We start from the raw sequence: 22669 nt of genomic DNA, 5'->3' as shown, positions 1-22669 counted from the left end.
CCGGCAGGCGGGTGGGTGGCTCGGCCCCGGGCGGTGTCGCGGGCGCTTCTTCGACGGGAGCCGGGGCGGTGCGGATGCTTCGGCGGGCGGGCCCCTGGGCGGGGCGAGCGCGGTGGAGGCGTTCACCGCGCGCAGCCCGCGTGGCCGCTCGGCCGGCGGGCCGAGCTGCGCGGTCAGGGATTCCAGCAGCTCAGCGACGCGCGGACCGGCGAGCTGGACGTAACGGTGGCGGCCCTGGTGCCGCTCGACCAGCAGCCCGCCGTCGGTCAGCCGGGTCAGATGCTCGCTCGCCGTCGAGGGGGCGACCTGCGCGTAGGCGGCCGGCTCGCCGGCGGTCCAGGCCCGCCCGTCGAGCAGGGCCAGACAGAAGGCGGCCCGGGTGCGGTCCGCGAGCAGCGCGGCCAGCCGTGCGAGCTCGGTACTGTACGCCGGAGTGGTCATGACTCCCCTGTCCGCCGCGAGTCTTCGGCGCCTACCGAAGGGACTCCGGCCTACGGTGCCCACATGAGCACCTCCCCGGAGTACGCCACCTTCCACTTCCATGCGCTGCACCATGCCGACCAGCCGCTGCTGCTGCCCAACGCCTGGGATGTCATCTCGGCCCTCGCGCTCGCCGGGGCCGGATATGCGGCGGTCGGTACGACGAGCCTGGGTGTCGCCGCGGCCCACGGGTATCCGGACGGGCGCGGGCTCGCCGAGGTCCGGGACGCGACGCTGGCCCTGGCGCTGCGGCTCAACGGCCGGCTGCCCTGCCCGTACACGGTCGACGTGGAGGGGGGATTCGGCAGCGAACCCGGCCAAGTAGGGGATCTGGCGGCCGAGTTGGCGGAGGCCGGGGCTGCCGGGCTGAACCTGGAGGACGGGTTGCCCGGCGGCGAGGGGCTGCAGGATCCGGTGCGCCAGGCCGAATTGATCAGCGCGGTGAAGGAGCGGGCGCCGGGCCTGTACCTCAACGCCCGGATCGACACCCACTGGCTGACGGACAGCCCGCCGCCGCTGTCGGTGACGCTTGCGCGCGCCGAGACCTATCTGGCCGCGGGGGCGGACGGCATCTTCGTGCCGGGCGTCACCGCCGACGAGGACGTATCGGTCCTGGCCGCCGAGATCCCCGCGCCGCTGAACATTCTCTTCGCCCCCGGACAGCACACCGTCAGCCGTCTGGCGGATCTCGGCGTACGCCGCATCAGCACCGGCTCCCTGCTCTTCCGTACGGCCCTGCAGGCCACTCTCACCGCCGCGGACGCCATCCGTACGGGCCAACGGGCGGCGAGTGCGGCCGGGGCGGGGGGTGAGGCGCTGGGCTATGAGGAGGTGCAGCGGTTGGTGGTGGGGGAGGAGTAGGGGCCGGGGCCGGGGCCGGGGAGGGGCCGGAGTCGGGGCAGGGGCAGGGGCAGGGGAAGAGCCGGGGCGGGGTCAGGCCTGCCGGCCCCGGCTGCCGTGGCGCCGGCGGTGCACGCCGACGGCCGCGCCGGCCACGCCCAGCGCACCCGCACCGCCTATCACCCCGGCCTTGGGCAGGTGTCCGGCCCTTTCGGCGAGTCCGGCCAGGCCGTTGTCCGGCAGCATGATCGACTTCCGGCTCTCCGTGGGCGCGGTGGAGTCGGCGGCGAAGGCAGCACCCGTGGGAAGCAGCAGGACGGCCAGCGCGCCGGTCGCGACGGTGGCGGTACGGATCACGGAGCGGCGCTGGGCCCGCATGGGTACTCCTCGTCGTGGGCGGCTCGGGCCGCCGTAGGGGCACGGTGCTGAGGACCACGTTACGGAGCGTCCTTAACGGTAATCCGTACGTTGTGTAACAGTCGCCGAGATCTCTGGGAGCGGTCGTGTGAAGGAACTCCGCCCGGTGGGGACAAAAGACCTCAAAAGCCATCGGAATGGCCGATCTGAAGATTCCGTCCCTCGCTATCTTGGATAGCTTTGTGTCGTGTTACGTCGGCGTATACGGGGATTCCCGGTGGCGTGATCACGTCTGGTGATCGGCTCAGCGGGGCCATTCGCGCTGAGGGCGCTGCGTCCGGCGTCCGGCGGTGCGGTGGCCCGGCGGTGCGGTGGCCCTGCGGCGTGGGGGCCCTGCGGCGCGGTGGCTCGGTGGTGTGGTGTCGCGGCAGAGCAGGCCGGAGAGCGGGAGGCGGGACAGCGGGACAGCGGGACAGCGGGACAGCGGGACGTCGGACGGGCAGCGGCGCGGCAGGACGGCTGACGGGACGGCAGGGCAGCAGGAGACGGCGGGCAAGGCAGCTACAGCGGCAAGGCGCAAAGGCGGTGGCGACGATATGCGACGGCTGCGACCCCGCACGGCGCCGACCTGTCTCTCCACCCCCCTCTCTGCCCTCGCCACGCTCCCCGCCCGCTCGTGCTGTGCCGCCCGTGCGTACCGCTCCGGCCGCTCGCCCCGCCCCGCGCTTCCCCGTCTCCCCGCCCTTCCCCGTCTCCCCGCCCTTCCCCGTCTCCCCGCCCTCCTCGCGGTTCTCGCCGCCCTCGCCTCACTCGTCCTGGTCGCCGGGTGTGCGGGCGTGGAGGGTCTGCAGAACGAGGGGCGGGCCCGGGACGTGGATGCGCCGTTGGTGCTGTGGCCGGACTATTCGCCCGCGCCGCCCCGCCGGGACGAGAATCCGGCGGCTCTGGTGCCCGTACCGCATGTCCCGCGGATCCCCGGCGGCACCATGGCGGACGCGAACCCGCTCGCCGTCCTCGACGCCGACATCGCCGCGCAGGGCTGGACGCCGCCCGCCCCGAAGTCCGTACGCCGCCCCGAACTGCACGACCTCACGGGCGACGGCAAGCCGGACCTGATCATGGCCGTCAACCTGGACCCCCGCACCAGTGAGCTGCGCGTCTACAGCGTCCGGCACTCGGTGGTGACCCGGGTGCTCGTGCTGCGCGGTGTGCTGGCCGGTGTCGAGCTGGCGGCCGGGCACCTCGCCATCCGTGAGCCCACCAAGGACCCGCGCTACGTCAGCGTCACCGACTACGTCTGGGACGGCAATTCGATGGGGCTGTGGAACCTCACCCTCGACGATGCCCGCACGCCCCAGACCCCGCAGCCCGGCGGCGGCAGCCCGTGAAGCGCCCGGCGGTCTCCCTCCGCTGGAAGATCGCGCTGACCGTGATGGCGGTGAGCTGCGCGGTCGCCGCCGTGCTCGGTGTCCTCGTCCACAATGCGGTGGCCCGCCAGACCGTCGGCCAGGTCCGCAAGGAGACCCGCGCCAACCTCGAGACCGCCCTGGACCTGTTCGAGTACGGCACCTCACGCGAGGGCCTCAACTCCCTTCTCGACCCGCCCCAACTGCCTCACGAGCTACGCCGGTTGGCGCGGTCCGGTCAACGCGGCACCATGGTGGGGACGTATCGGGGCCGCCCCGTCATGTGGGCGGCGGCGCCGGCCGACAGTCAGGTCATGGCCGTCTGGGCGCCCTACGGCAACACCCGCCGCTCCCTGGAGAAGCTCGACACCGCCATCCTCGGCTCGGCCGTGGTCGCCGCCGCGGTCGTGGCGCTCGCCGGACTGTTCCTGGCCCATCGCATCAGCCGTCGGCTGGGCACCACGGCGGCGGTCGCGCGCCGTATCACCGCCGGTGATCTGGACGCCAGGGTCGGCAACGGCGCAGATCAGCGGCCGGGCGGCGGCTCGGCGGACGAGGTGGCGGCGGTGGCCGCGGCGCTGGACTCGGTGGCGGGCTCCCTGCAGAGCCGTCTGCAGTCCGAACAGCGCTTCACCGCCGATGTCGCACATGAGCTCCGTACGCCGCTCACCGGCATCCTCGCCTCGGCCGAGCTGCTCCCGGAGGGCCGCCCCAAGGAGATGATCAACGATCGGCTGCGGGCGCTGCGCCGGCTCACCGAGGATCTGCTGGAGATCTCCCGGCTGGACTCCGGCACCGAGCACGCCGATCTCTCCGCGTACGGCCTCGGGGCGCTGGTCGAAGGCTCCGTACGCGCCACCGGCCTCGACACCGTGGTGCGCATCGCTGCCGACACGGTGGTCGAGACCGACCGGCGCCGCCTCGACCGCATCGTCACCAACCTCGTCATCAACGCACACCGGCACGGCCGGCCCCCGGTCGTGGTCACCGTTGAGGCCCCGCCCGGCGGCCCGCCGACCATCGAGGTACGCGACCACGGCCCCGGCTACCCCGTCGACCTGCTGCATCACGGCCCGCAGCGCTTCCGCACCGACGCTCCGGGCCGCGGCAAGGGACACGGCCTGGGCCTGACCATCGCCGTCGGCCAGTCCGCGGTCCTGGGCATCGACCTCCGCTTCACCAACGCCCCCGACGGGGGCGCCCGCACGATCCTCCGACTGCCGCGTGACGCCCCCGTCACGTGATGCCCCGACGGCCGCCGGCGAATCGGCCGCCGGCCGGTCATCCCGTCAGCCGGTTGCTCGTCGGCTGGTCACCCCGTCGGCCGGTCACACGGTCGGCCATTATCGGTCGGCCGGTCGGCCGGTCGGTCCGCCGGCCGCTGCCCGGCCATCCGGCTGCGGTCGCGGCTGCCTTCGCCGGTCCCGTGAGCCGTGACGCCGGTCGCCGGCCCTTTCACCGGCCCCCTTGAGCGCTCTCACCAGTCAATGTCATCCGGCGGCTCCGGCAGCACCTCGTCATCCACAGGCTCCGGTACGGCAGGGCCACCACCGGTCGTCCCGGCCGGCCCGCTTGTCCGGGCCGTCCCGCTCGGTCCGGTCATCCCGCTCCTCCCGGGCGTCCCGCCGCCTCCGGCCGTCCCGGTTGCCTCCACCTCCTCGCCTGCCCCCGGCCCATCGGCGCCTTCTCCGCCGGGGGCCTCCCGCCCCGCCAGCACATCCAAGATCTGCGGGCCGTACTTCGCGAGCTTGTTCTCGCCGACGCCGTTGACCGCGCCGAGCTCGGCCGTCGTCGTCGGCCGGAGGGCGGCAATCTCCCGCAGCGTCGCATCGTGGAAGATCACATACGCGGGCACGCCCTGTTCCTTGGCCGTACGGCCGCGCCAGCCGCGCAGCGCCTCGAAGACCGGCAGCGCCTCCTCCGGCAGATCCGCCGGCGCCGCGCGCTTGCCCTTCGCCTTCGCCTTGGCCGCCCGCGCCGCCTTCTCTGGCTCCCGCCGCATCAGCACCTCGCGCCGGCCGCCCAGCACCTCGCCGCTCGTCTCCGTGAGCACCAGCGTGCCGTAATCGCCCTCGACGGCGAGCAGCCCCTGCGCCAGCAACTGCCGTACCACACCGCGCCATTCGGCTTCCCGGAGGTCGTCCCCCACCCCGAAGACGCTCAGCCCGTCGTGATCGAACTGAATGACCTTGGCGGTCTTCTTCCCCGTCAGGATGTCGATGATCTGCCCCGCACCGAACTTCTGGCCGCGCTCACGCTTCAGGCGTACGACCGTGGACAGCAGCTTCTGTGCGGCCACCGTGCCGTCCCAGGTCTCCGGCGGGGTCAGGCACGTATCGCAGTTGCCGCATGGGCCGCTCTCCTGTCCGAAGTAGTCCAGCAGCCGGATCCGCCGGCACTGCACCGTCTCGCACAGCGCCAGCATCGCGTCGAGATGGGCCGACAGCCGCCGCCGGTGCGCCTCGTCCCCCTCCGACCCGTCGATCATCTTCCGCTGCTGCACCACATCCTGCAGCCCGTACGCCAGCCAGGCCGTCGACGGCTGCCCGTCCCGCCCGGCACGCCCCGTCTCCTGGTAGTAGCCCTCCACCGACTTCGGCAGATCCAGATGCGCCACGAACCGCACATCCGGCTTGTCGATGCCCATCCCGAACGCAATCGTGGCGACCACGGTCAGTCCGTCCTCGCGCAGGAAGCGGGCCTGGTGCTCGGCGCGCGTCCGCGGGTCGAGACCCGCGTGGTACGGCACTGCCGCGATGCCGTTCTCCACCAGGAACTGCGCGGTCTTCTCCACCGAGGCCCGCGACAGGCAGTAGACGATCCCCGCGTCGCCCGCATGCTCGGTCCGCAGCAGCTCCAGCAGCTGCTTCTTGGGCTCGCTCTTGGCCGCGATCCGGTACTGGATGTTCGGCCGGTCGAAGCTCGCCACGAAATGCCGGGCGTCCGCCATCCGCAGCCGCGAGGTGATCTCGGTATGGGTGGCCTCGGTCGCGGTGGCGGTCAGCGCGATCCGCGGCACCTCGGGCCAGCGCTCGTGCAGCATCGACAGCGCCAGATAGTCCGGCCGGAAGTCATGGCCCCACTGCGCGACACAGTGCGCCTCGTCGATCGCGAAGAGCGAGATCTTCCCGCGGTCCAGCAGGTTCAGTGTCTGCTCGACCCGCAGCCGCTCGGGTGCCAGATACAGCAGATCCAGCTCCCCGGCCAGGAACTCGGCCTCGACGAGCCGCCGCTCCTCCAGATCCTGTGTCGAATTGAGGAACCCGGCCCGCACCCCGAGCGCCCGCAGGGCATCGACCTGGTCCTGCATCAACGCGATCAACGGCGAGACGACAATCCCCACACCGCCTCTGACCAGCGAGGGAATCTGATAGCACAGCGACTTGCCGCCACCGGTCGGCATCAGGACGACGGCGTCCCCGCCCCCTATGACGTGCTCGATGATCTCCTGCTGACTGCCGCGGAACGACTCGTACCCGAACACCCGGCGCAGCACCTGCACCGCCTCGCTTGCGTCCGATGCGCCTTCCACATCCATGTCCACGACCACTTCCACGTCCGCCAGAGCCATTCCTGAAGCCTACGAGGTACCGCGCAGTCCCCGCGCGGCCCTGTGGATAACCCACCACTCAGCCGGGCGGACCCGCCGGCCAGGCCGCTCGGGCACGCCGAAGAGGGAGCTGTCGGCGCCGCGGCGGGCCTGTGGCCACCGGCCCCCTCATCGGTATCGGTCCGCGCGCGGCGCTGCTGGTGCCCCAGCGGAACGTCCGCCGCCCTGGCCAGGGGCGGTCGCTCATTTCTCGCACCGTGCGAGGGCGTACGGCGCGGGTGGCTGGGGGCCGGTGCTCTCACGGGCGGCGATTCAGGGGACCGTCCGCAAAGCGGCATCCCAAGGCGCGCACACCCGCCGCCACAGGTCCTGATGGCACCTGCCGCAGAGAGGTGAACTGCCCTTCGACATCGAGCACGTCATAGTGATATCGGGCTGACGAAAGAGGCGGTGCCACCGGGTGTGTGCCACCGGATGTGTGCCACCGGGTGTTTCGGTGACACCGCAGTCTTGCCGAATCCGTAGGGATTTCCGCAGAGGAACGTCAGGGAGCTGCTCTCGGCAAGCCCGCGCATCTGGTGCGACGATGTCACCTGCACATCAGGAAGTGGACGATGTCACCTGCACATCGGGCAGTGAAGGATCTCCGCGTCGAGAGGCCGCAGAATGCAGAGATTCCACGCGGCTCTTGAGTGCCTGGTGGAACTGCTCAAAGCCCGGTTCGGTTGACGTTGACTCCGGCTTGCTCTTCATGATGCTCGCCCACCCGGTCTTCCGCCGCCGCGAGGTGCAGGTGCAGGTGCAGGTGCAAAAGTAAGTGCAGGTGTAAGTGCAGGTGTAAGTGCAGGTGTAAGCGCAGTGCAAGTGCAGGTGCTGATTGCGGAGGGAGCCCGGCCGGAAACTTCGCCGAGCGGCCGGTCAGTTCACGGGACTGCTGGTGTCGCTGCCGCGGCCGTCGGGGTCGCAGGGCTCATGGCGGGGGGCCAGGCCGTCTCTCGGGACTCCGGTCCCGGCGGCTTCTCGTTGCCGGCTGTAACGGTACTGGGGCCGGAACAATTCCGGGGGCGGAGAGGACACGCCGAGGACATTGACCCGCATCTGACCCGCATCCTTCGGGAAAGCGCCTGACCGGACGGGCTGTCACGCCCATACCCGACGGCCGGCCATCGGTGTATCACCGCCGCCCGGCGTTCGCACCGCGACAGGGCAGCAGACCGACCGCGCAGCCGGGATCACATCCCGCCGGGAGCCTCAGTGGTCACACCAGACCTCAGTTGTTTAGGTATGGCGGACCAGCCAGGGGCGCGATCGCGTCAAAGCGTGACGTCAACGGCCCCTCGCCGAAGAGCTGTTGAGCATCAGCGCAATCGTCACAACCCGTCATGACCTCGGGTTTGCGCTTTTCCAGGGTCGGCCGAAAAACGCCCGGCGGGGGCAAACTCACGTTTGAGGTCACCTTGATCACTTAATGTAGCTGCAATGTTGCCGCAACATACGGGGATTGGCTCTCAGACCCCTACCGGGGCGACACACGGTGAAATTGGAGACATGAACTCCGCTTCGCGCCGGCCAGGCCGTCGCTGGCCGCGGCTGTATCGGTCGCCTAGCATCCTCAATGTCTGCTCGGCCCGCCCATGACCACGGCGGGATAAGCGGACCGCAACTCCATGCGGTGGACGCCGTGAAGTCCACGGGATTCACAGTGAAAAATCGTGCCCGAGCCCCCCCTCTCGATCATCTCCAGTTATTCACAACAGGGAGAAGCATGTCCGCAGTAGCAGGAGCAGTAGCAGGAAAGGCACCGCAAGTACCGGATCAGTCGGCCCGGTTCGCTGAGATCCTCAAGCGGCTCATCGACAAGTCGGTGGACGGCTACTACAACCCGTACCGCGAGTTCGACTGGCCTGATTCGCTGCCCGAGCAGATGTCGTGGATGAGCGAAGACCTGATGTCCACCTACGGCACGCAAGCCGCCCAGGAGTTATCGACCGAGGAGTTGCAGAGACTGTCCCGCTGGGAGAGCATCAACTTCTACAGCCTCAACGTCGAGGGAATCCGTGAGCTGCTGATCGAGGTCATCAAACGCATCCACACGACGGGATTCGAGCTGCCGTCGGACTTCTTCCACCACTTCATCGGCGAAGAGAACGAACACATGTGGTTCTTCGCCGAGTTCTGCCTCCGGTACGGCAACAAGATCTACACCGGGCCGAAGCTCAACTCCATCCCGCATGACAACGCCCAGGTGGAGAACTTCCTGGTGTTCTCCAGGATCCTCCTCTTCGAGGAGATCGTCGACTTCTACAACATGCGGATGGCCGCGGACGACTCCCTGCACGAGACCATCCGCAAGGTCAACCGGGTGCACCACGAGGACGAGTCCCGGCACATCGCGTTCGGCCGCGAGCTGGTCTCGATGCTCTACTCCGAGCTGGCGACGACCGTGACCGACCAGCAGCGCCAGGAGATCGAGCAGTACCTGAAGCGCTACATCGTCTTCAGCCTCCGCTCCTTCTACAACCCGCAGATCTACCGGGATGCCCGGATCGGCAAGCCCCTGGAGTTCCGCGAGCGGCTGGTCGCCGACCCGGGGCGCCGCGACCTGGAGCGCAAGGTGGTGCGCAAGCCGATGTCCTTCATGGTCAAGTCGGGGATCTTCGCCGACGACCTGCTGCCGGCCATCTGAACCGGGCGAAGGAGTTCCGAATGGAAGCGAACGGTCTCGCCTACCTGCCTGCCGGCGAAGCCCAACTCCTGCGGCATCTGGACGACATGTTCGAGCGGTGGGGCACCGAGGACGGCGCCGCACCGGTCATCGGAGCGCCGCTGCTGCCGGTGGCCAAGCTGGCGAAACTCGACTACTACCAGAACTTCCCGCACCAGGCGCTGGTGGTCAACGCGCTGGACCTGGAGCGCCGCCCCCAGGGCCAGGACGCCTCTGCCATCGAGGCGTTCCCACCGGAGCAACTGCAGAGCGCGGAGGTCGCCCTGCCGTCGGCCACCTGCTACGGGGTCTACCTGGGGCTGGAGGGAACCAGCCTGCCGGGCAACACCCTGATCACCCTGGTCGGCCGGTGCTTCCGCCGGGAGGAGCGGTACACCGGGCTGCGCAGGCTGCTCGGCTTCCACATGCGGGAGATCGTGGCCCTGGGCGAGCAGGAGTTCGTCGAGGAACACATCAACCGCTGCTCGTCACGCATCCTGCGGTTCGCCGAGGCGCTGGACCTGCCGTTGCGCAAGGAGGCGGCGACCGACCCGTTCTTCGACGGCGAGGGCCCGCGCGCGCTGCTGCAACGCATGGCGCCGGTCAAGTACGAGTTCCTGGCCGGGGAACTCGCCATCGCGTCGGTGAACAAGCACCGCAACTTTTTCGGCGAGCGCTGCGCCATCCAACTGGCCGACAGCGGGCGGCCGGTGTTCACCAGCTGCGTCGCGTTCGGCCTGGAGCGGTGGCTCGCCGTGCTGCACGACCGCTACGGCGACTGGGCGGCGGCCGACGAAGCCGTCGCGAAGGCAGACCAGGCACTGACCTCAGCCGCACCTACCGAAGGGACGTCACATGCACTCTGAACAGGAACAGCTCAAGCAGTGGATCCTGGCCCGTCACCCAGAGACACCCGACATAGACCGGGATCTCGACATCCTGGAGAGCCGGCTCATCGACTCCCTCGCCTTCGTCGAGTTCATGCTTCTGGTCTCGCGGCTCAGCGGCGAGGAGATCGACATGGAGACCCTCGACATCGATGACTTCCGCACCCTGCGGCGGATCGAGGAGCGGTACTTCCGGGCGGGCGTGGCGTGACCTTACCTGCCGTCGAGACCGGCCCCGAGCGGTTGCTGCGGGCCGAGCGCGAGACCCTGGTGCCCACGCTGCGTGACGCACCGTCAGACATGCTCGAACGGGGCACCGTGTGCCCGGCGTGGACGGTGCGCGACGTGGTGGCGCACTGTGCGGCGGCACTGGTGGGGCTCACCGCCGGCGCGGAGTACCGGGCCAGCCACGACCAGAACCAGCGGGACGTCGAGGAGCGCCGGGAATGGCCGTTCGCCGACGTGCTGGACGAGTTCGAGCGCGGACTGACGGTGGCCGGCCCCGCGATCCGCGCGGCCGGCGGCACCAAGGATCTCGCGGCCCTGGGCACCTGGATCCACGGCGGCGATGTCCGGCAGGCGCTGGGGATGTCCGACGCGTACCGGAGCGCGGGGGTGCCGGAGGCGCTGGAGGCGCTCGCCGGATGCGCCCGGGTGGTCGCCACCCCTCGGGTGCACGTCACGCTCGACGACCGGGAACTGGTCCTCGGCTCACCGGCCGAGGACCGTGAACCGGCGCGGCTCCACACCGATGTCCCCACCCTCTTCCGGCTCTACACCGGCCGGCCGGCCGCCCCGGAACGGTACCGGCTGGCCGGAGCCCGGCCGGAGGAACTCATCAGCGCGGAATGGTAGGTCGGTTCGGCGATGCTCTACCTAGAAGATTTTCACGTGGGAGACGTGTTCGAGCTGGGTCAGGTCGAGGTCACGGAGCAGGAGATCCTCAGCTTCGGCCGCGCCTACGATCCGCAGATCTTCCACACCGACCCGGAGCAGGCCCGCAACTCCGCCTTCTGCGGTCTGGTGGCCAGCGGCTGGCTGACGGCCTCGCTGTTCATGCGGCAGTACGTCGAGGAGATCCTGAACCGGTCCGCCGGGGAGGGCTCTCCCGGAGTGGACGAGATGCGTTTCCACCATCCGGTGCGGCCCGGGGACGTGCTGCGGGCCCGGTTGACGGTGCTGGGGATCTCCCCGGTGCTCGGCCGCCGCGGTTCCGGCATCGTCCGCCCCCGGTGCGAACTGCTGGACCCGCAGGGATCCGCGGTCTTCAGCATGGTCCTGCACAGCATCTTCCGGCGCCGGGACATCTGACAACACCCGAGCACCACCTCGCAGACGAGGAGCAATGACGCATGGAATCGGTCAATCAGGTCATGGAACCAGTGTCCAAGACCGCGCAGTGGACCGCCGCCGCGCGCGCGGTGGAGTCCGAACGGCCGGACCGCATCTTCCACGACCCCTACGCGCAGCTGGTCGCCGGTGAGACCGGCTTCGAACTGCTCGAACGCTACGCCGGTTCCGCGGTCGTCCCGTTCGTGCTGGTGCGCACCCGGTACATGGACGACGCCATCGTGCGCACCGTCCAGGAGCAGGGCATCCGCCAGGTGGTGCTGGTGGCCGCCGGGATGGACATGCGGGCGGTCCGGCTGACCTGGCCGGAGGGCGTCACGCTCTACGAACTGGACCGGCCGGCGCTGCTGGAGACCAAGGCGGAGCTGTTGGCCGAGAACCCGCCGCAGCGTGCGGAGGGAGCCGTCAGCCGGTGCCATGCGGTACCGGTCGACCTGGCCGCCGGCTGGCAGGACGAGCTGCGCGCCGCGGGCTTCGACGCCGGGCAGCCCACCCTGTGGGTGGCCGAGGGGCTGTTCTTCTTCCTGCCCGAGGACGTGTCACGCGGCCTGTTGGGTTCGCTGTCCGAGCTGTCCGCGCCCGGGTCCGTTCTGATCGCCGACATGACCAGCCGGGCCACCCTCGACAACCCGCTCGCCAAGGGCTTCATGCGGGTGCTGCGGGAGGACGGCAACCCCTGGCTGTTCGGCACCGACGAGCCGGAGGAGTTCCTGGAGTCCTGCGGCTGGGTGACCGAGGAACTGCTCCAGCCCGGGGAGGAGGGTGCCGCCTTCGACCGCTGGCCGCACCCGGTGCCGCCGCGCTCGATGCCCAACGTGCCGCGGTCCTTCCTGTTCACCGCCGGGGTGAAGCCCGCGTGACCTATGCCGGACCTGCGCAGCCCCCGTTCGCCCAGGTGGACCGGGTGCTGGCGATCGCCGCGCACCCGGACGACACGGACTTCAAGGCGGGCGGCACCATTGCGCACTGGGCCGCGGCGGGCACCGAGGTGACCTATCTGGTGCTGACCGACGGGGCGGCCGGAGGCGAGGACCCGGCCGTCCCCCGCACCGAACTGGCCGCCGTCCGGGAGGCGGAACAGCGAGCCGCCGCCGACGTCCTCGGCGTCAAGGAAGTCGTCTTCCTCGGCCTGCCCGACGGGGAGCTGACGGTCGGCCTGGAACTGCGGCGGGAGATCACCCGGGTGATCCGGCGGGTCCGCCCGCAGCGGGCGCTGATCCAGAGTCCGGAGCTCAACTGGGACTTCCTGCCGGACATCCACCCCGACCACCGCGCCGCGGGAGAGGCCGCGCTGGCGGCGCTCTACCCGGACGCCCGCAACCCGCGCGCCCACCCGGACCTGCTGCTGTCCGAGGGGCTGCGGCCGTGCATCGTCCCGGAGATCTGGGTGATGACCTCACCGCGCCCCGACACCTGGGTCGACGTCACCGACGTGTTCGACCGCAAGCTGGCCGCACTGCGCGCCCACACGTCGCAGACCGCCCACCGTGCGACCCTGGCGGATGACATACGTTCCAGGTTGCGCGGGCAGGCCGCGGCGGGTGGTCTGGCGGACGGCCGGCTGGCCGAGACGTTCCAGGTGATACGTACCGAACCGGCTGCCCAGCCCGTCGACAGCACTCGTTGAGGAGGGCTCCTTGCCGATCTCGAAACTTCTGGGCGGCATCTTGGTGATGGTGATCTGGGGGGTCAATTTCGCCATCATCGACATCGGATTACGGTCGTTCGACCCCTATCTTCTGGCCTCTCTGCGGTTCCTGCTGGCGGCCGTGCCCGCGGTGTTCTTCTTCAAACGCCCCCAAGTGCCGTGGCGCTATATCGCCTGGTACGGGGTGTTCTTCGGCATTGGGCAGTTCGGGCTGCTCTTCGCCGGGATGCACTTCGGGTTCTCCGCCGGGCTCGCCTCGGTGGTGATGCAACTCCAGGCGTTCTGGACCATCGGGCTGGCCGCGGCGGTGATGGGCGAGCGGGTCGTTCCGCGTCAGCTGACCGGCGTGGTGGTGGCGGCCATCGGGATCGCGTTGATCATCGGAATCACCGATGGCTCGGTCACTGCCGTCGGCGCGCTGCTGGTGATCGGCGCGTCGTTGTCGTGGGCGATGGCCAACATCGTCATCAAGAAGGCACACCCGAGTGACGCGCTGTCGTTCACGGTCTGGGCGAGCCTCATTCCGCCGATCCCGATGTTCCTGCTCTCACTGGGCATCAACGGCTGGGGTTCGATCACCCACTCCTTCGACCACATGGGCTGGGCGGGCATCGGTTCGCTGGCCTACATGGTGTACCCGACGATCCTCTTCGGCTTCACGCTGTGGGGTCATCTGCTGCGCAACTACAAGACCTCCCACGTGGCCCCGTTGTCGCTGCTTGTGCCGGTCTTCGGGATGGCCTCCTCGATGCTGATCCTCGGCGAGCCGCTGGGCGCGCTGAAGGCCGGTGCGATCGTGCTGGTCATCCTGGGACTGGTCATCAACCAGTTCGACCTGGTCGGCCGGGTGAAGGCACGTTGGCGGGCCGCGCCGGCCGTGCCCGCGGAAGGCGAAGTCACCAGCGGCGAATCGGCCGCCAGCACCACGAAAGCGAGTTGACCAGATGCACAGCCGCTTGCTGACCGATGACGCACCCCGGATGTTCGCCGTCGTCTTCGACCAGGACGAGGACGTGCTGCCCGTACTGGAGGACTTCGCCACCGCCAACTCGGTGGCCGGGGCCTCGTTCACCGGGATCGGCGCCTTCCGCGACGCCGCGCTCTCGCTCTTCGACCCGGAGAGCAGGACGCACGTCCCGATCCCGGTCACCGAGCACACCGAGGTGCTCAGCCTGACCGGCAACATCGCGCTCAAGGACGGGCGGCCTTCCGTCCACATGCACGCGGTGCTCGGCCGCCGGGACGGCTCGACCATCGGCGGACACGTCCAACGAGCCACGGTGCGGCCGACGCTGGAGGTCGTGGTCACCGACTTCCCGAGCCCGTTGACCAGGCGCCTGGACGACGCGCGCGGGTTGCCTGTCATCGATCTGGACGCGGACCGCTAGACCGGGGCGACGGGAGGGGGAGACGCGATGCGTATTGCGGTGATCGGTGGTGGAGCGGCGGCGGTCAGCCTGCTGGACAGCCTGCTGCGCCGTTTCGAGGGCGAGGAGATGCGCTGTGACATCACCGTGTACGAGGGATCGGCCAATCTGGCCACCGGCCGTGCCTACCGCCCGGACCTGGACTGCGCCCTGGTCAACCGGGAGGCCGGGTACATGTCGGTGCGGTGCGCGGAGCGGGACCACTTTCTGCGCTGGCTGCACCGTGAACCGCGGTACCGGAACACCCCCTACGCGTTGCTGCCGGTGGACTCCTACGTTCCACGGCGGGTTTACGGCGAGTACCTGACGGCCCATCTGGAGTCCAGCCGTGCCGATGCCGAGCGGCGCGGCTGGACGGTGCGGGTGGTGCCGGAGTTCGCCGTCGAGGCGAAGGTGACCGCCGCCGACGTGATGGTCCGCAGCGCCGGCGGCGTCAGCCACTTCGACCGGGTGGTGCTGTGTCTGGGAACCGGCGAGCCCGCCGACCCCTACCTGCTGACCGGCGCCCCCGGCTTCCACCCGGACCCCTATCCGCTGCGCTCGGTACTGCCCGCGATATCCGCCGACGCCCATGTCCTGGTGCTGGGCACCGGCCTGTCCGGGGTGGACGTCGCCCTCGGACTGCTGCGTTCCGGACACCGCGGGCCGATCACCATGACCTCTCGGCACGGGCTGCTGCCGGGGGTACGTGCCACCCAACGCACGGTCCAGCTGAGCCATGTGACGCCGGAGGCGGTGCGGCGCCGGGCGCACGACGGGACGCTGCGGATACGGGACGCCTGGCGGCTGCTGCGCGACGAGCTGACGGCGGCCGGGGTGGACGTCCGCGCGCTCGGCGCGGACCGGCCCGCGGCGGAGCGGCTGCGCGAGGACCTCTCCCGGCTGGACCACAACGCCTGCCAGGCGGTGGTGGCGGCGATGATGCACCAGGCGCGGGAACCCGTCTGGTGCGCCATGCCGGACGCCGACCGGCGGCTGTTCCTGAGCCGGTTCCATCCGTTCGGCAAGCCGCTGTACAACCCGATGCCGCCGCCCACCGCCAGGGCGCTGCTGGACGCCATGGACAGCGGCCAGTTGGCGGTACGGTCCCGAACGGCCGCCGTCACCGCGCGCGCGGGCGGCGGATTCACCCTGGAGGACGGCGGCGGACGGCTGACCGGGGTGGACACGGTGGTCGACGCCACCCGTTCCGGTCTGGCCGGTACCGGTAGCCGGGCGGAGCCCTTCATCGACTCCCTCACCGGGTCCGGTCTGGCCGTCCGCAACCCGCTCGGCGGAATGCGCATCGACGTCGCCAGCAACGCACTGCGTTCCGCCTTCCCCGAAGACGTCCCGCGGTTCTTCGCACTGGGCGACCTCACCTCCGGCGATCTCTTCTACGCGGGCAGCATGTACATGATCAATGCACGCGCCGAGGTGATCACCCGCTCTCTCGCCCATGCCGCGAACAACAGACGGCAAGGGAGCACACTCCCTCCCATCGGGACAGCAGGCCGGAACGCGGTGCGGTTCTCCGGCTGACACCACAGCCGCCGGCCGGGCTGCCGGGTCGAGCGGCATGCCCTGGAGGCGTTGTGCTCCTCGTTGGTGTTCTTGGGGGAACCGCTTGCGGGGCCGGAGAGCGAGAGACGGTACGAAGCGCGGTCGACGATGTGGCCGGTGGCGGTGGCCGGTGGCCGGTGGCCGGCTTCGAGGCGCCGAACAGCGGGGCGAGGTGGCGCAGGACGAGGTGGCTCAGGACGAGGTGGCGCAGGACGAGGCCGGTGCGCGAGTAGGTGATGGCCAGGCGGAGCCGGATCGGTCCTCCGGTGGCAGGTCTCACGGCCTGCCCTTGCGGGCAAAGTCCGCAGGTGCGGCAGGGCAGACTCACGAAAACCTCGCGACGCCGCGAACTCTTGCCGCAGGCACCGCATCTCACTTCATGAAGACATGCGCAGAGCCAACGGCCTTGGCGGCCAAGGCACTTCGAGAAGAGCTGCGCATGAGAAGCGTTGAAGACATCCCTGTCGCGTGGAGGAATTCATGAAGTCGTGGCGTTCCCGTATCGGTGTCGGTCTCGCAGTCGGTGCCGCAGCAGTCGCCATTCCGCTGTCCGCCACCGCCGCCTTCGCCGCCCCGCCCCCCGGCGGCGGCTGGACCGAGGCCGGTGCCGAGAGGTACCCCTCGAAGGCGGCGTGCGAAGCGTCGGAACTCCCGAATGCCCAGGCGAACGGGTACCACGAGGTGTGGTGCGACGACAGCAAGGCCATCATGCCCATCTTCTACCGCTGACCGGTCTTTGCCCGGCGGGCACTCGTCCCGCTGACACTGCGCCCAGAAAGTCCGCTGCCCCCGGTGTGCCGCACCGGGGGCAGCGGACTTTCCGCTCCACGGACCCACACACCAAAAGGAAGAGCAGGCGTCTGAGGGGCACAAGATCAACTGATCTGGCACGACGGCTTCAGCGGCGTGATCCCGTCCCGAGAACGATTGAGGCCCAGGCGCCCGGTTCACCACCGGCCGACCTGGGCCTTCGTCGTACCCACCGCGTACGCGGCACATGGTGCCCCCGGCAGGATTCGAACCTGCGACACCCGCTTCAGGAGCATGATCATAAGGTCACTCGTCTTTCCTTGTCCGGCTTGAAGTTTCGCTGTTCTCGCAGGTCAGCGGCCTGATGGGGAATGGCGGGGGAGTGATCTTTCACGATCCTTCGCGGGCTTTCTCTGTCCTGCTGTTCCCATCGGGTTCCCAACTGAGGCCTTGGGAACGGTCTTCGAGGGTCGGCAGGAGGTGTCTACGCAGCTCCGTCGCCCAGTCGGGTTCCGTTGAGCACCGCAGATGCTTTGGGAGGAGCAGCAGGCTCGCTCCCTTGGCCCGGGAGTTGAGCCAGTGGCCGTTTTCGCTGGTCAGCCTCCTGACTGCAGGCTAGCTCCGCTAGCTCGTCCTTGCTCCGTTCGGAACCGGAATTTGAACGTCCTGGGCCGCTACAGCTTCACCGCCAGCGTCCCGGCCGGCGGCAGCCTGCGGCCCTTGCGCGACCCGGACGCGGCCGGACTCGACGACGAGGACGGCGCGGAGGACGGATGACGTACGTCAGGCCGCCATCGTGGCCCGGGACGTGATCAACGGCGCGTTGTCCCTGGCCACAGCCACGGAGCCGGTACCGGGATCCGTGGCTGTGGCCGGGGGCGTGACGCCTTCGCGTACCCGCTTGCGGGCCCGGTAGGCGGCCTGGCGGCACGCGGGCCGGTAGTAGAGGGAGTCACGGCGGTGACCGTGCCTGTTTTCGACAGGGTGTTTCGCAGCCACTCGGGCAGCGAGATCGGGAGCCGCTGTTTGGACACCGGAATTGAGAGCCACGTCTCCTGACCGGGTGTGACATGCCGCCGTTGGCGTAATCGGCTCGTTGGGCCGGTTGGCCGTGTCAGGCTGTGCGGATTGACGGTCGTATCAGGAGCCCGTGTGTACCGATCACGTGATTGGGTCTTCGAGCGGATCCGTCAACGGCGGGTGCGGCTGTGACGGCAGGAGAGTCGCAGCCCGAAAAGGGCGCGGTGGACCGGTCGGAAGGATTCGGTGAGCGGCTGCTGGGGATGCTGCTGGACCAGGCCCACGAGATGCCACCGCATCTGATCGCCCCGCTGATCGTGGAAGTGGTGGGCCGGGTCGGGGGCCGTGACGTCTCGGTCCTCCTGCAGGACTACGAACAACTGATGCTGGTGCCGCTGCCGGGTAGGCGGCTGACCGTCGGCGAGCACGCGCCGATTGATGGCTCCCCCGCCGGCACGGCCTTCCGGAGCGGGACCCTCGTCGAGGTGCCGCAGGCAGACGGCGTGCGGATCTACCTGCCGTTGCTGGACGGCAGCGACCAGGTGGGGGTGCTGGCGCTCACCCTGGACACCGTCGACGACGACGACCGGCGGCTGCTGCACCGACTGGCCGGCCTGGCCGCCCACATGCTGGTCACCAAGAACAGCTACACCGACCAGTTCTTCCAGACCCGACGGCGCGAGCCGATGAGCGTGGCCGCGGAGATCCAGTGGTCCCTGCTGCCGCCGCTGTCGATGTCCACCCCTCAGGTCGCGGTGGCCGGCATCCTCGAACCCGCCTACGAGGTCGCCGGCGACAGCTTCGACTACGCCCTCAACGACGACATCCTGCACGTCGCCACGGTCGATGCGATGGGCCACGGCCTGGAAGCCGCCACCATGGCGACCGTCGCCATCGGCGCCTACCGGCACGCCCGACGCACCGACGTCGGGCTGTCCGGGATCTACGCGTTCATGGACCGGGCTATCGCCGGGCAGTTCGGGCCCGAGCACTTCGTCACCGCACAGATGATGCGCTTGAACGTTGCGACGGGCCACCTGCAATGGGTCAACGCCGGCCACCCCGCGCCGCTGCTGATTCGCAACCACCAGGTCGTCCGGCAACTGCACAGCCCCACCACCTTGCCGGTCGGCTTCGGCGGCGACGAGCCCCAGCTCAGCGAGCAGATGCTCCAGGTCGGCGACCGGGTGCTGTGCTTCACCGACGGCCTGATCGAGGAGCACGATGTCCGCGGCGAGCAGTTCGGCGAGGAGCAACTCATCGCCTGGGTCAACCGCATCGAGCACGCCGAGGAAGGGGTTCGGGCGGTGGTGCGCTCCCTCTCCCGCACCCTGATCCGGGAGCGGGGCGGGATCACCAGCGACGACGCGACCCTCTTCCTGATCGAGTGGCGCGGGGGTGCCGCCGACCACCTTGCCACCCTGGAATGAGCCGATACCGCCCGACTGGTGGTGCGGCCGTTGGCGGTGACTCTGGCATGTCACGCGAGAAAAGCGCGAGGGATCTATCGTCAAGGTATGAGCGTGTTCATCAAGCTGGTGGAGAACCGGCCCCCCAAGGAATACGCGGAGCTGGCGGCTGCAGATATCTCCTACGACGACATCACCGAAGGTGAGTCGCCCGCCACGTACGAGTACGACCTGCTTCCGAGCGGCGCATTGCGGATCCTCAGGGTGACCAAAGGCGAAGCCGCTGTCGTCGAATCGATCTATGCTCCGGGACTCTGGTTCCATGTCCAGGGGCAGTGGCGCGGTCATGCGGAATAGCAAGCACTCTGCCGGCGGCCGGGCGCTGCCGGCTGCTGGGCCCGGTCGTCGGTGCTTGAGGTCCGAGCAGAATGTGCTCATGCCTCGCGTCAGCCTATGGAATCACGTCGGAAACTGCCTGCAGGTGTACCGTGGATTGTGGGTTGCGCACTCTCACGTGTTGCGCCTGAAAGGACGGCCCCGGCGGTTTCACCGGGGCCGTTTCGGGGATCACGCTGAGAGTGCTGGCGCGGTCGCACGGGCGCCATGGCCGCCCTCGGAGTCCCAGACCGCTTCTCGGGCCTGGTCGGCTTCTATCACGATCCGTTGGAATTCGGCCCTCTCCAGCAGATCACTCGCTGTGTGGCTGCGCAGCGGACCGGTAGCCGCGGTCATCAGCCAGGCGGCGATGGCCGGATCCGTCTGCGGCGGAATCACCAGCAGGTCCCAGCGGCCGACGGTGTAGGAGAGCAGCAACAGCTTGTGGGGGTCTTGCTCGGCCTTGAACCAGCCGACGCTCATCACGTGCCCATCAACGGGCACCTTCCGTGGGATGACCGGCCACAGGGTCGGGTTCACCGTGACATGCGTGATGCGCCCCCAAAGGGGATCCAGCACCGCTGTCAACGCAGGAAGTTCCGCCGCCAGGTCGCGGGAGCGGGGCCACCAGGCGCCGTCCAGAAGAGCACCAGGGGTGTCCGTTGAGGCGAGCGCGAGACGCAGCGGCAGCGAAAAGGTCCGCTCCTCGACCGCCGACGTATACAGAATGGTCGCGGTCATGACGCGAACCTGTCCCCGGGCCGGTGTACACCGGCCCGGTGTTGTGAATCGCCGAGAACGACAGGAGCTTAGAAACTCTTATGCGAAATGTCCTCGGTAATTTCAGGATACTCCCGGATACAGCCCGCCGGGCGGTTTCGGGATTACGGATATCAGGGCGTTTTGACGGGTCTTCGAACTTGAGCGGTGTACTCGGCTGGCGGTGCTGACCTATCGTCACGATGGTGACAGTCGTGGTGGTTGTCGGCATCCGAATGCAGAGCGCCCGTGGTCATACCTGATCATTTCTGTTCTCGACGCAGAACGATCACGCAGGAGCCGCGGGCTTGGTCGACGATACGACGTTGCTGCTCGACCTCGACGGGGTGTCCGCCGCACCTGTCGGCGCCTCCCGCAGGCCCTTCTCCGTGCTCAGGTCCGTGCCGCAGGAGTCGGAGATGAAGGAAGCGACGTTCACCCCGGTGCGCCGGGGGCCGTCGGCGTGGGCCACGGCCACCTCGATGCTGTCCGGGTCCGTGGTCAGGTCCAGGTGCCGCCGCCGTGGCGCAGGGCGTTGGTGACGAGCTCCGAGACGACCAGGATCACGGTATCGGCGGTCTCGGCTGGGATCGTCGGCTGTGCGAGACCTCCGAGGAAATCCCGGGTGCTCTCGCGTGCGCCGGCGACGGATGTCGCGGAGCGGACGGTTGCGACGTTGACGCTCATCGTGTCCATCAGGTCACCCTGGTCTCTGGATCGTCAACGCCGGTCCTGTCTGCCCGGTGCTGTGCCCCGGCCTGCGGCGCGTTAACCGCACGAGGCCCTGGCTGTGGAGCGTGCCTGGCCGATCTCCCATGCAGTCAGGCCGGGAGGCTGTGGTGCTCGCGGAGTCGAGGCCGGCGTAACGGCGCTGCTTGGAGCGGGTGCCCCGGCTGGAGTGGGGTCGCCGCCTGCCCCTTCTTTGGTCGAGGACGACTATCTCTCTGACCAGCGCACAAAAATCTGTGTCAGCCGGAGTAGACATTGAGCGGTGGTGTGGTTAGGGTTTCTCTCGTAGCCGAGATCAAGCAAGGCCCGGCAGAGACGAACTGCCGGGCAGCAGTACACGCAGTTCGCAGGACGGTGCGGTGGTGGAGTTCCGAAGCCAGGGTTGTTGACGGGACGGCGACGGGACTGACGGCCGGACCGGGTGGCCCGCAGTGATGAGGGGCCGCCGTGAGCAGTACCGCAGTGGCAATACCCGTAAGTGCAGTTCGCAGTACCCAGCAGTGAAATCAGTGAGCAGCACCTCGGTGAAGGCGTCGGCTGCGGACGCGCGCACCGGGAGGTTCGGCAGTGGGGTTCTAAGCCAGAGCAGATGCAGGACGGGCGACGGGGCTGGCTGCCGAAGAGTGGCGCTGTTCGAGGCCACGAGCAGTTCGCAGTACCAGCAGTACGCAGTTCCCGTTTGGTAAGTAGCTCATCCAGAGGGAAGAACGGAGGAGCCAGGCGCCATCAGGATCGCCCGGGCGGAAGTCTTGAGCCCGGGTACCGCAGGACATCGATAGTGAGGTGGTCTCCGGTCAAGCAACCGCGATCCCCGCATTGCCCGCCCTCTCCCGGGTGGGTCTGCGGAAACAGAAGGCCGGCGCAGGACCAGGGCCGGCAGATGGTGTAGCAGTTCCTTCGGGGCCCTGGTGCCATACGGCACCAGGGCCCCTCCGCGCGTTTCACAGAGAGGTGCAATGACAGCAGACGGCTCGTTCGGCCGTCTCGATGACGACGACTACCCCGCCTACACCATGGGCCGGGCCGCCGAGATGCTCGATACCACCCAGGGCTTCCTCCGCGCCATCGGCGAAGCCGGCTGATCACCCCGCTCCGCTCCGAGGGCGGACACCGCCGATACTCCCGCTACCAGCTGCGCATCGCGGCCCGCGCGCGGGAGCTCGTCGACCAGGGCACCCCCATCGAGGCCGCCTGCCGCATCGTCATCCTCGAAGACCAGCTCGAAGAGGCCCGGCGCATCAACGCCGAATACCGCTGTGCCGCCGAGTCGGTCAATTCACCGCCCACAGTCTGAGGTGGCGCCCGCCAGGTACCGGCGGGTCCCGCACACGCGGGGGTGTGGTGGGCTTGATCCGCTTTGACGGACATCAGAGATCAGGGGTTCTGCCCCGGGAGGATGTCCATCATGGAGAGCATGGGGAAGAAGAAGCCTCGCC

20 protein-coding genes and 2 pseudogenes are annotated in these 22669 nt (G+C 69.2%); 17 read left to right on the top strand and 5 right to left on the bottom strand.

Annotated elements, in window-relative coordinates:
- Nucleotides 1–93: 93 nt before the first annotated feature.
- Nucleotides 94–441 (bottom strand): annotated as a pseudogene (locus tag ACWGJY_RS18005) (ArsR/SmtB family transcription factor); the annotation flags it as partial.
- Between the two features lie 63 nt (nucleotides 442–504).
- Between ACWGJY_RS18005 and ACWGJY_RS18000 the strand changes: the two are divergent.
- Entirely contained in the window at nucleotides 505–1341 is an 837-nt protein-coding gene (locus ACWGJY_RS18000; protein WP_453261775.1) for an isocitrate lyase/PEP mutase family protein, read from the top strand.
- 72 nt (nucleotides 1342–1413) lie between these two features.
- Here ACWGJY_RS18000 and ACWGJY_RS17995 read toward each other — a convergent pair whose 3' ends face one another.
- Entirely contained in the window at nucleotides 1414–1698 is a 285-nt protein-coding gene (locus ACWGJY_RS17995; protein ID WP_453261774.1) for a hypothetical protein, read from the bottom strand.
- 575 nt (nucleotides 1699–2273) lie between these two features.
- On the opposite strand from ACWGJY_RS17995, the gene ACWGJY_RS17990 reads away from it, so the two are divergent.
- Complete coding sequence (locus ACWGJY_RS17990) at nucleotides 2274–3065, top strand: hypothetical protein (RefSeq protein ID WP_453261773.1); 792 nt, start codon at nucleotides 2274–2276, stop codon at nucleotides 3063–3065.
- Entirely contained in the window at nucleotides 3062–4327 is a 1266-nt protein-coding gene (locus ACWGJY_RS17985) for a sensor histidine kinase (RefSeq protein WP_453261772.1), read from the top strand. Before ACWGJY_RS17990 ends, ACWGJY_RS17985 begins: the two co-directional genes overlap by 4 nt.
- Before the next feature lie 233 nt (nucleotides 4328–4560).
- Here the strand turns inward: ACWGJY_RS17985 and recQ are convergent, their stop codons facing one another.
- The gene (recQ, locus tag ACWGJY_RS17980; RefSeq protein ID WP_453261771.1) at nucleotides 4561–6654 is read right to left on the bottom strand and encodes a DNA helicase RecQ; all 2094 of its coding nucleotides are present in this window, start codon (nucleotides 6652–6654) and stop codon (nucleotides 4561–4563) included.
- 1744 nt (nucleotides 6655–8398) lie between these two features.
- Between recQ and ACWGJY_RS17975 the strand changes: the two genes are divergently transcribed.
- The 13 genes from ACWGJY_RS17975 to ACWGJY_RS17915 all read left to right on the top strand — a co-directional run bounded on the left by ACWGJY_RS17975 (nucleotide 8399) and on the right by ACWGJY_RS17915 (nucleotide 19727).
- Nucleotides 8399–9319 (top strand): diiron oxygenase, encoded by a 921-nt coding sequence (locus ACWGJY_RS17975; protein ID WP_453261770.1) that lies wholly within the window; start codon nucleotides 8399–8401, stop codon nucleotides 9317–9319.
- Between the two features lie 20 nt (nucleotides 9320–9339).
- Nucleotides 9340–10203, top strand: a complete 864-nt coding sequence (locus ACWGJY_RS17970) for a hypothetical protein (protein WP_453261769.1) — start codon at nucleotides 9340–9342, stop codon at nucleotides 10201–10203.
- Nucleotides 10193–10435: an acyl carrier protein gene (locus ACWGJY_RS17965; RefSeq protein WP_453261768.1), complete on the top strand. Its 243-nt coding sequence runs from the start codon at nucleotides 10193–10195 to the stop codon at nucleotides 10433–10435. The genes ACWGJY_RS17970 and ACWGJY_RS17965 overlap by 11 nt, the downstream gene beginning before the upstream one ends.
- A complete protein-coding gene (locus ACWGJY_RS17960; RefSeq protein WP_453261767.1) occupies nucleotides 10432–11079 on the top strand; it encodes a maleylpyruvate isomerase family mycothiol-dependent enzyme in 648 nt (215 codons plus the stop codon). The genes ACWGJY_RS17965 and ACWGJY_RS17960 overlap by 4 nt, the downstream gene beginning before the upstream one ends.
- A gap of 36 nt (nucleotides 11080–11115) precedes the next feature.
- A complete protein-coding gene (locus ACWGJY_RS17955; protein WP_453261766.1) occupies nucleotides 11116–11535 on the top strand; it encodes a MaoC/PaaZ C-terminal domain-containing protein in 420 nt (139 codons plus the stop codon).
- A gap of 41 nt (nucleotides 11536–11576) precedes the next feature.
- Nucleotides 11577–12434: a class I SAM-dependent methyltransferase gene (locus tag ACWGJY_RS17950; RefSeq protein WP_453261765.1), complete on the top strand. Its 858-nt coding sequence runs from the start codon at nucleotides 11577–11579 to the stop codon at nucleotides 12432–12434.
- Nucleotides 12431–13201, top strand: coding sequence for a PIG-L deacetylase family protein (locus ACWGJY_RS17945; RefSeq protein WP_453261764.1), 771 nt, complete (start codon nucleotides 12431–12433; stop codon nucleotides 13199–13201). The genes ACWGJY_RS17950 and ACWGJY_RS17945 overlap by 4 nt, the downstream gene beginning before the upstream one ends.
- 10 nt (nucleotides 13202–13211) lie before the next feature.
- Entirely contained in the window at nucleotides 13212–14162 is a 951-nt protein-coding gene (locus tag ACWGJY_RS17940) for an EamA family transporter (protein WP_453261763.1), read from the top strand.
- A 4-nt stretch (nucleotides 14163–14166) separates the two neighbouring features.
- The gene (locus ACWGJY_RS17935) at nucleotides 14167–14610 is read left to right on the top strand and encodes a PPC domain-containing DNA-binding protein (RefSeq protein ID WP_453261762.1); all 444 of its coding nucleotides are present in this window, start codon (nucleotides 14167–14169) and stop codon (nucleotides 14608–14610) included.
- Between the two features lie 27 nt (nucleotides 14611–14637).
- Nucleotides 14638–16170: an FAD/NAD(P)-binding protein gene (locus ACWGJY_RS17930; protein WP_453261761.1), complete on the top strand. Its 1533-nt coding sequence runs from the start codon at nucleotides 14638–14640 to the stop codon at nucleotides 16168–16170.
- Between the two features lie 501 nt (nucleotides 16171–16671).
- Nucleotides 16672–16920 (top strand): hypothetical protein, encoded by a 249-nt coding sequence (locus ACWGJY_RS17925; RefSeq protein ID WP_453261760.1) that lies wholly within the window; start codon nucleotides 16672–16674, stop codon nucleotides 16918–16920.
- Between the two features lie 1304 nt (nucleotides 16921–18224).
- Complete coding sequence (locus ACWGJY_RS17920; protein ID WP_453261830.1) at nucleotides 18225–19391, top strand: PP2C family protein-serine/threonine phosphatase; 1167 nt, start codon at nucleotides 18225–18227, stop codon at nucleotides 19389–19391.
- 87 nt (nucleotides 19392–19478) lie between these two features.
- A complete protein-coding gene (locus tag ACWGJY_RS17915) occupies nucleotides 19479–19727 on the top strand; it encodes a hypothetical protein (protein WP_453261759.1) in 249 nt (82 codons plus the stop codon).
- Between the two features lie 210 nt (nucleotides 19728–19937).
- Here ACWGJY_RS17915 and ACWGJY_RS17910 read toward each other — a convergent pair whose 3' ends face one another.
- Both ACWGJY_RS17910 and ACWGJY_RS17905 read right to left on the bottom strand, forming a co-directional pair.
- Nucleotides 19938–20486 (bottom strand): DUF5994 family protein, encoded by a 549-nt coding sequence (locus ACWGJY_RS17910; RefSeq protein ID WP_453261758.1) that lies wholly within the window; start codon nucleotides 20484–20486, stop codon nucleotides 19938–19940.
- Between the two features lie 519 nt (nucleotides 20487–21005).
- Entirely contained in the window at nucleotides 21006–21200 is a 195-nt protein-coding gene (locus ACWGJY_RS17905; RefSeq protein WP_453261757.1) for a hypothetical protein, read from the bottom strand.
- A 989-nt stretch (nucleotides 21201–22189) separates the two neighbouring features.
- On the opposite strand from ACWGJY_RS17905, the pseudogene ACWGJY_RS17900 reads away from it, so the two are divergent.
- Nucleotides 22190–22527 (top strand): annotated as a pseudogene (locus ACWGJY_RS17900) (MerR family transcriptional regulator).
- Nucleotides 22528–22669 lie beyond the last annotated feature (142 nt).

Source organism: Streptomyces sp. NPDC054765, from assembly GCF_053612065.1.
Note: the sequence above shows the minus strand (reverse complement) of the source record. Positions and strands in the feature narration are given on the sequence as shown.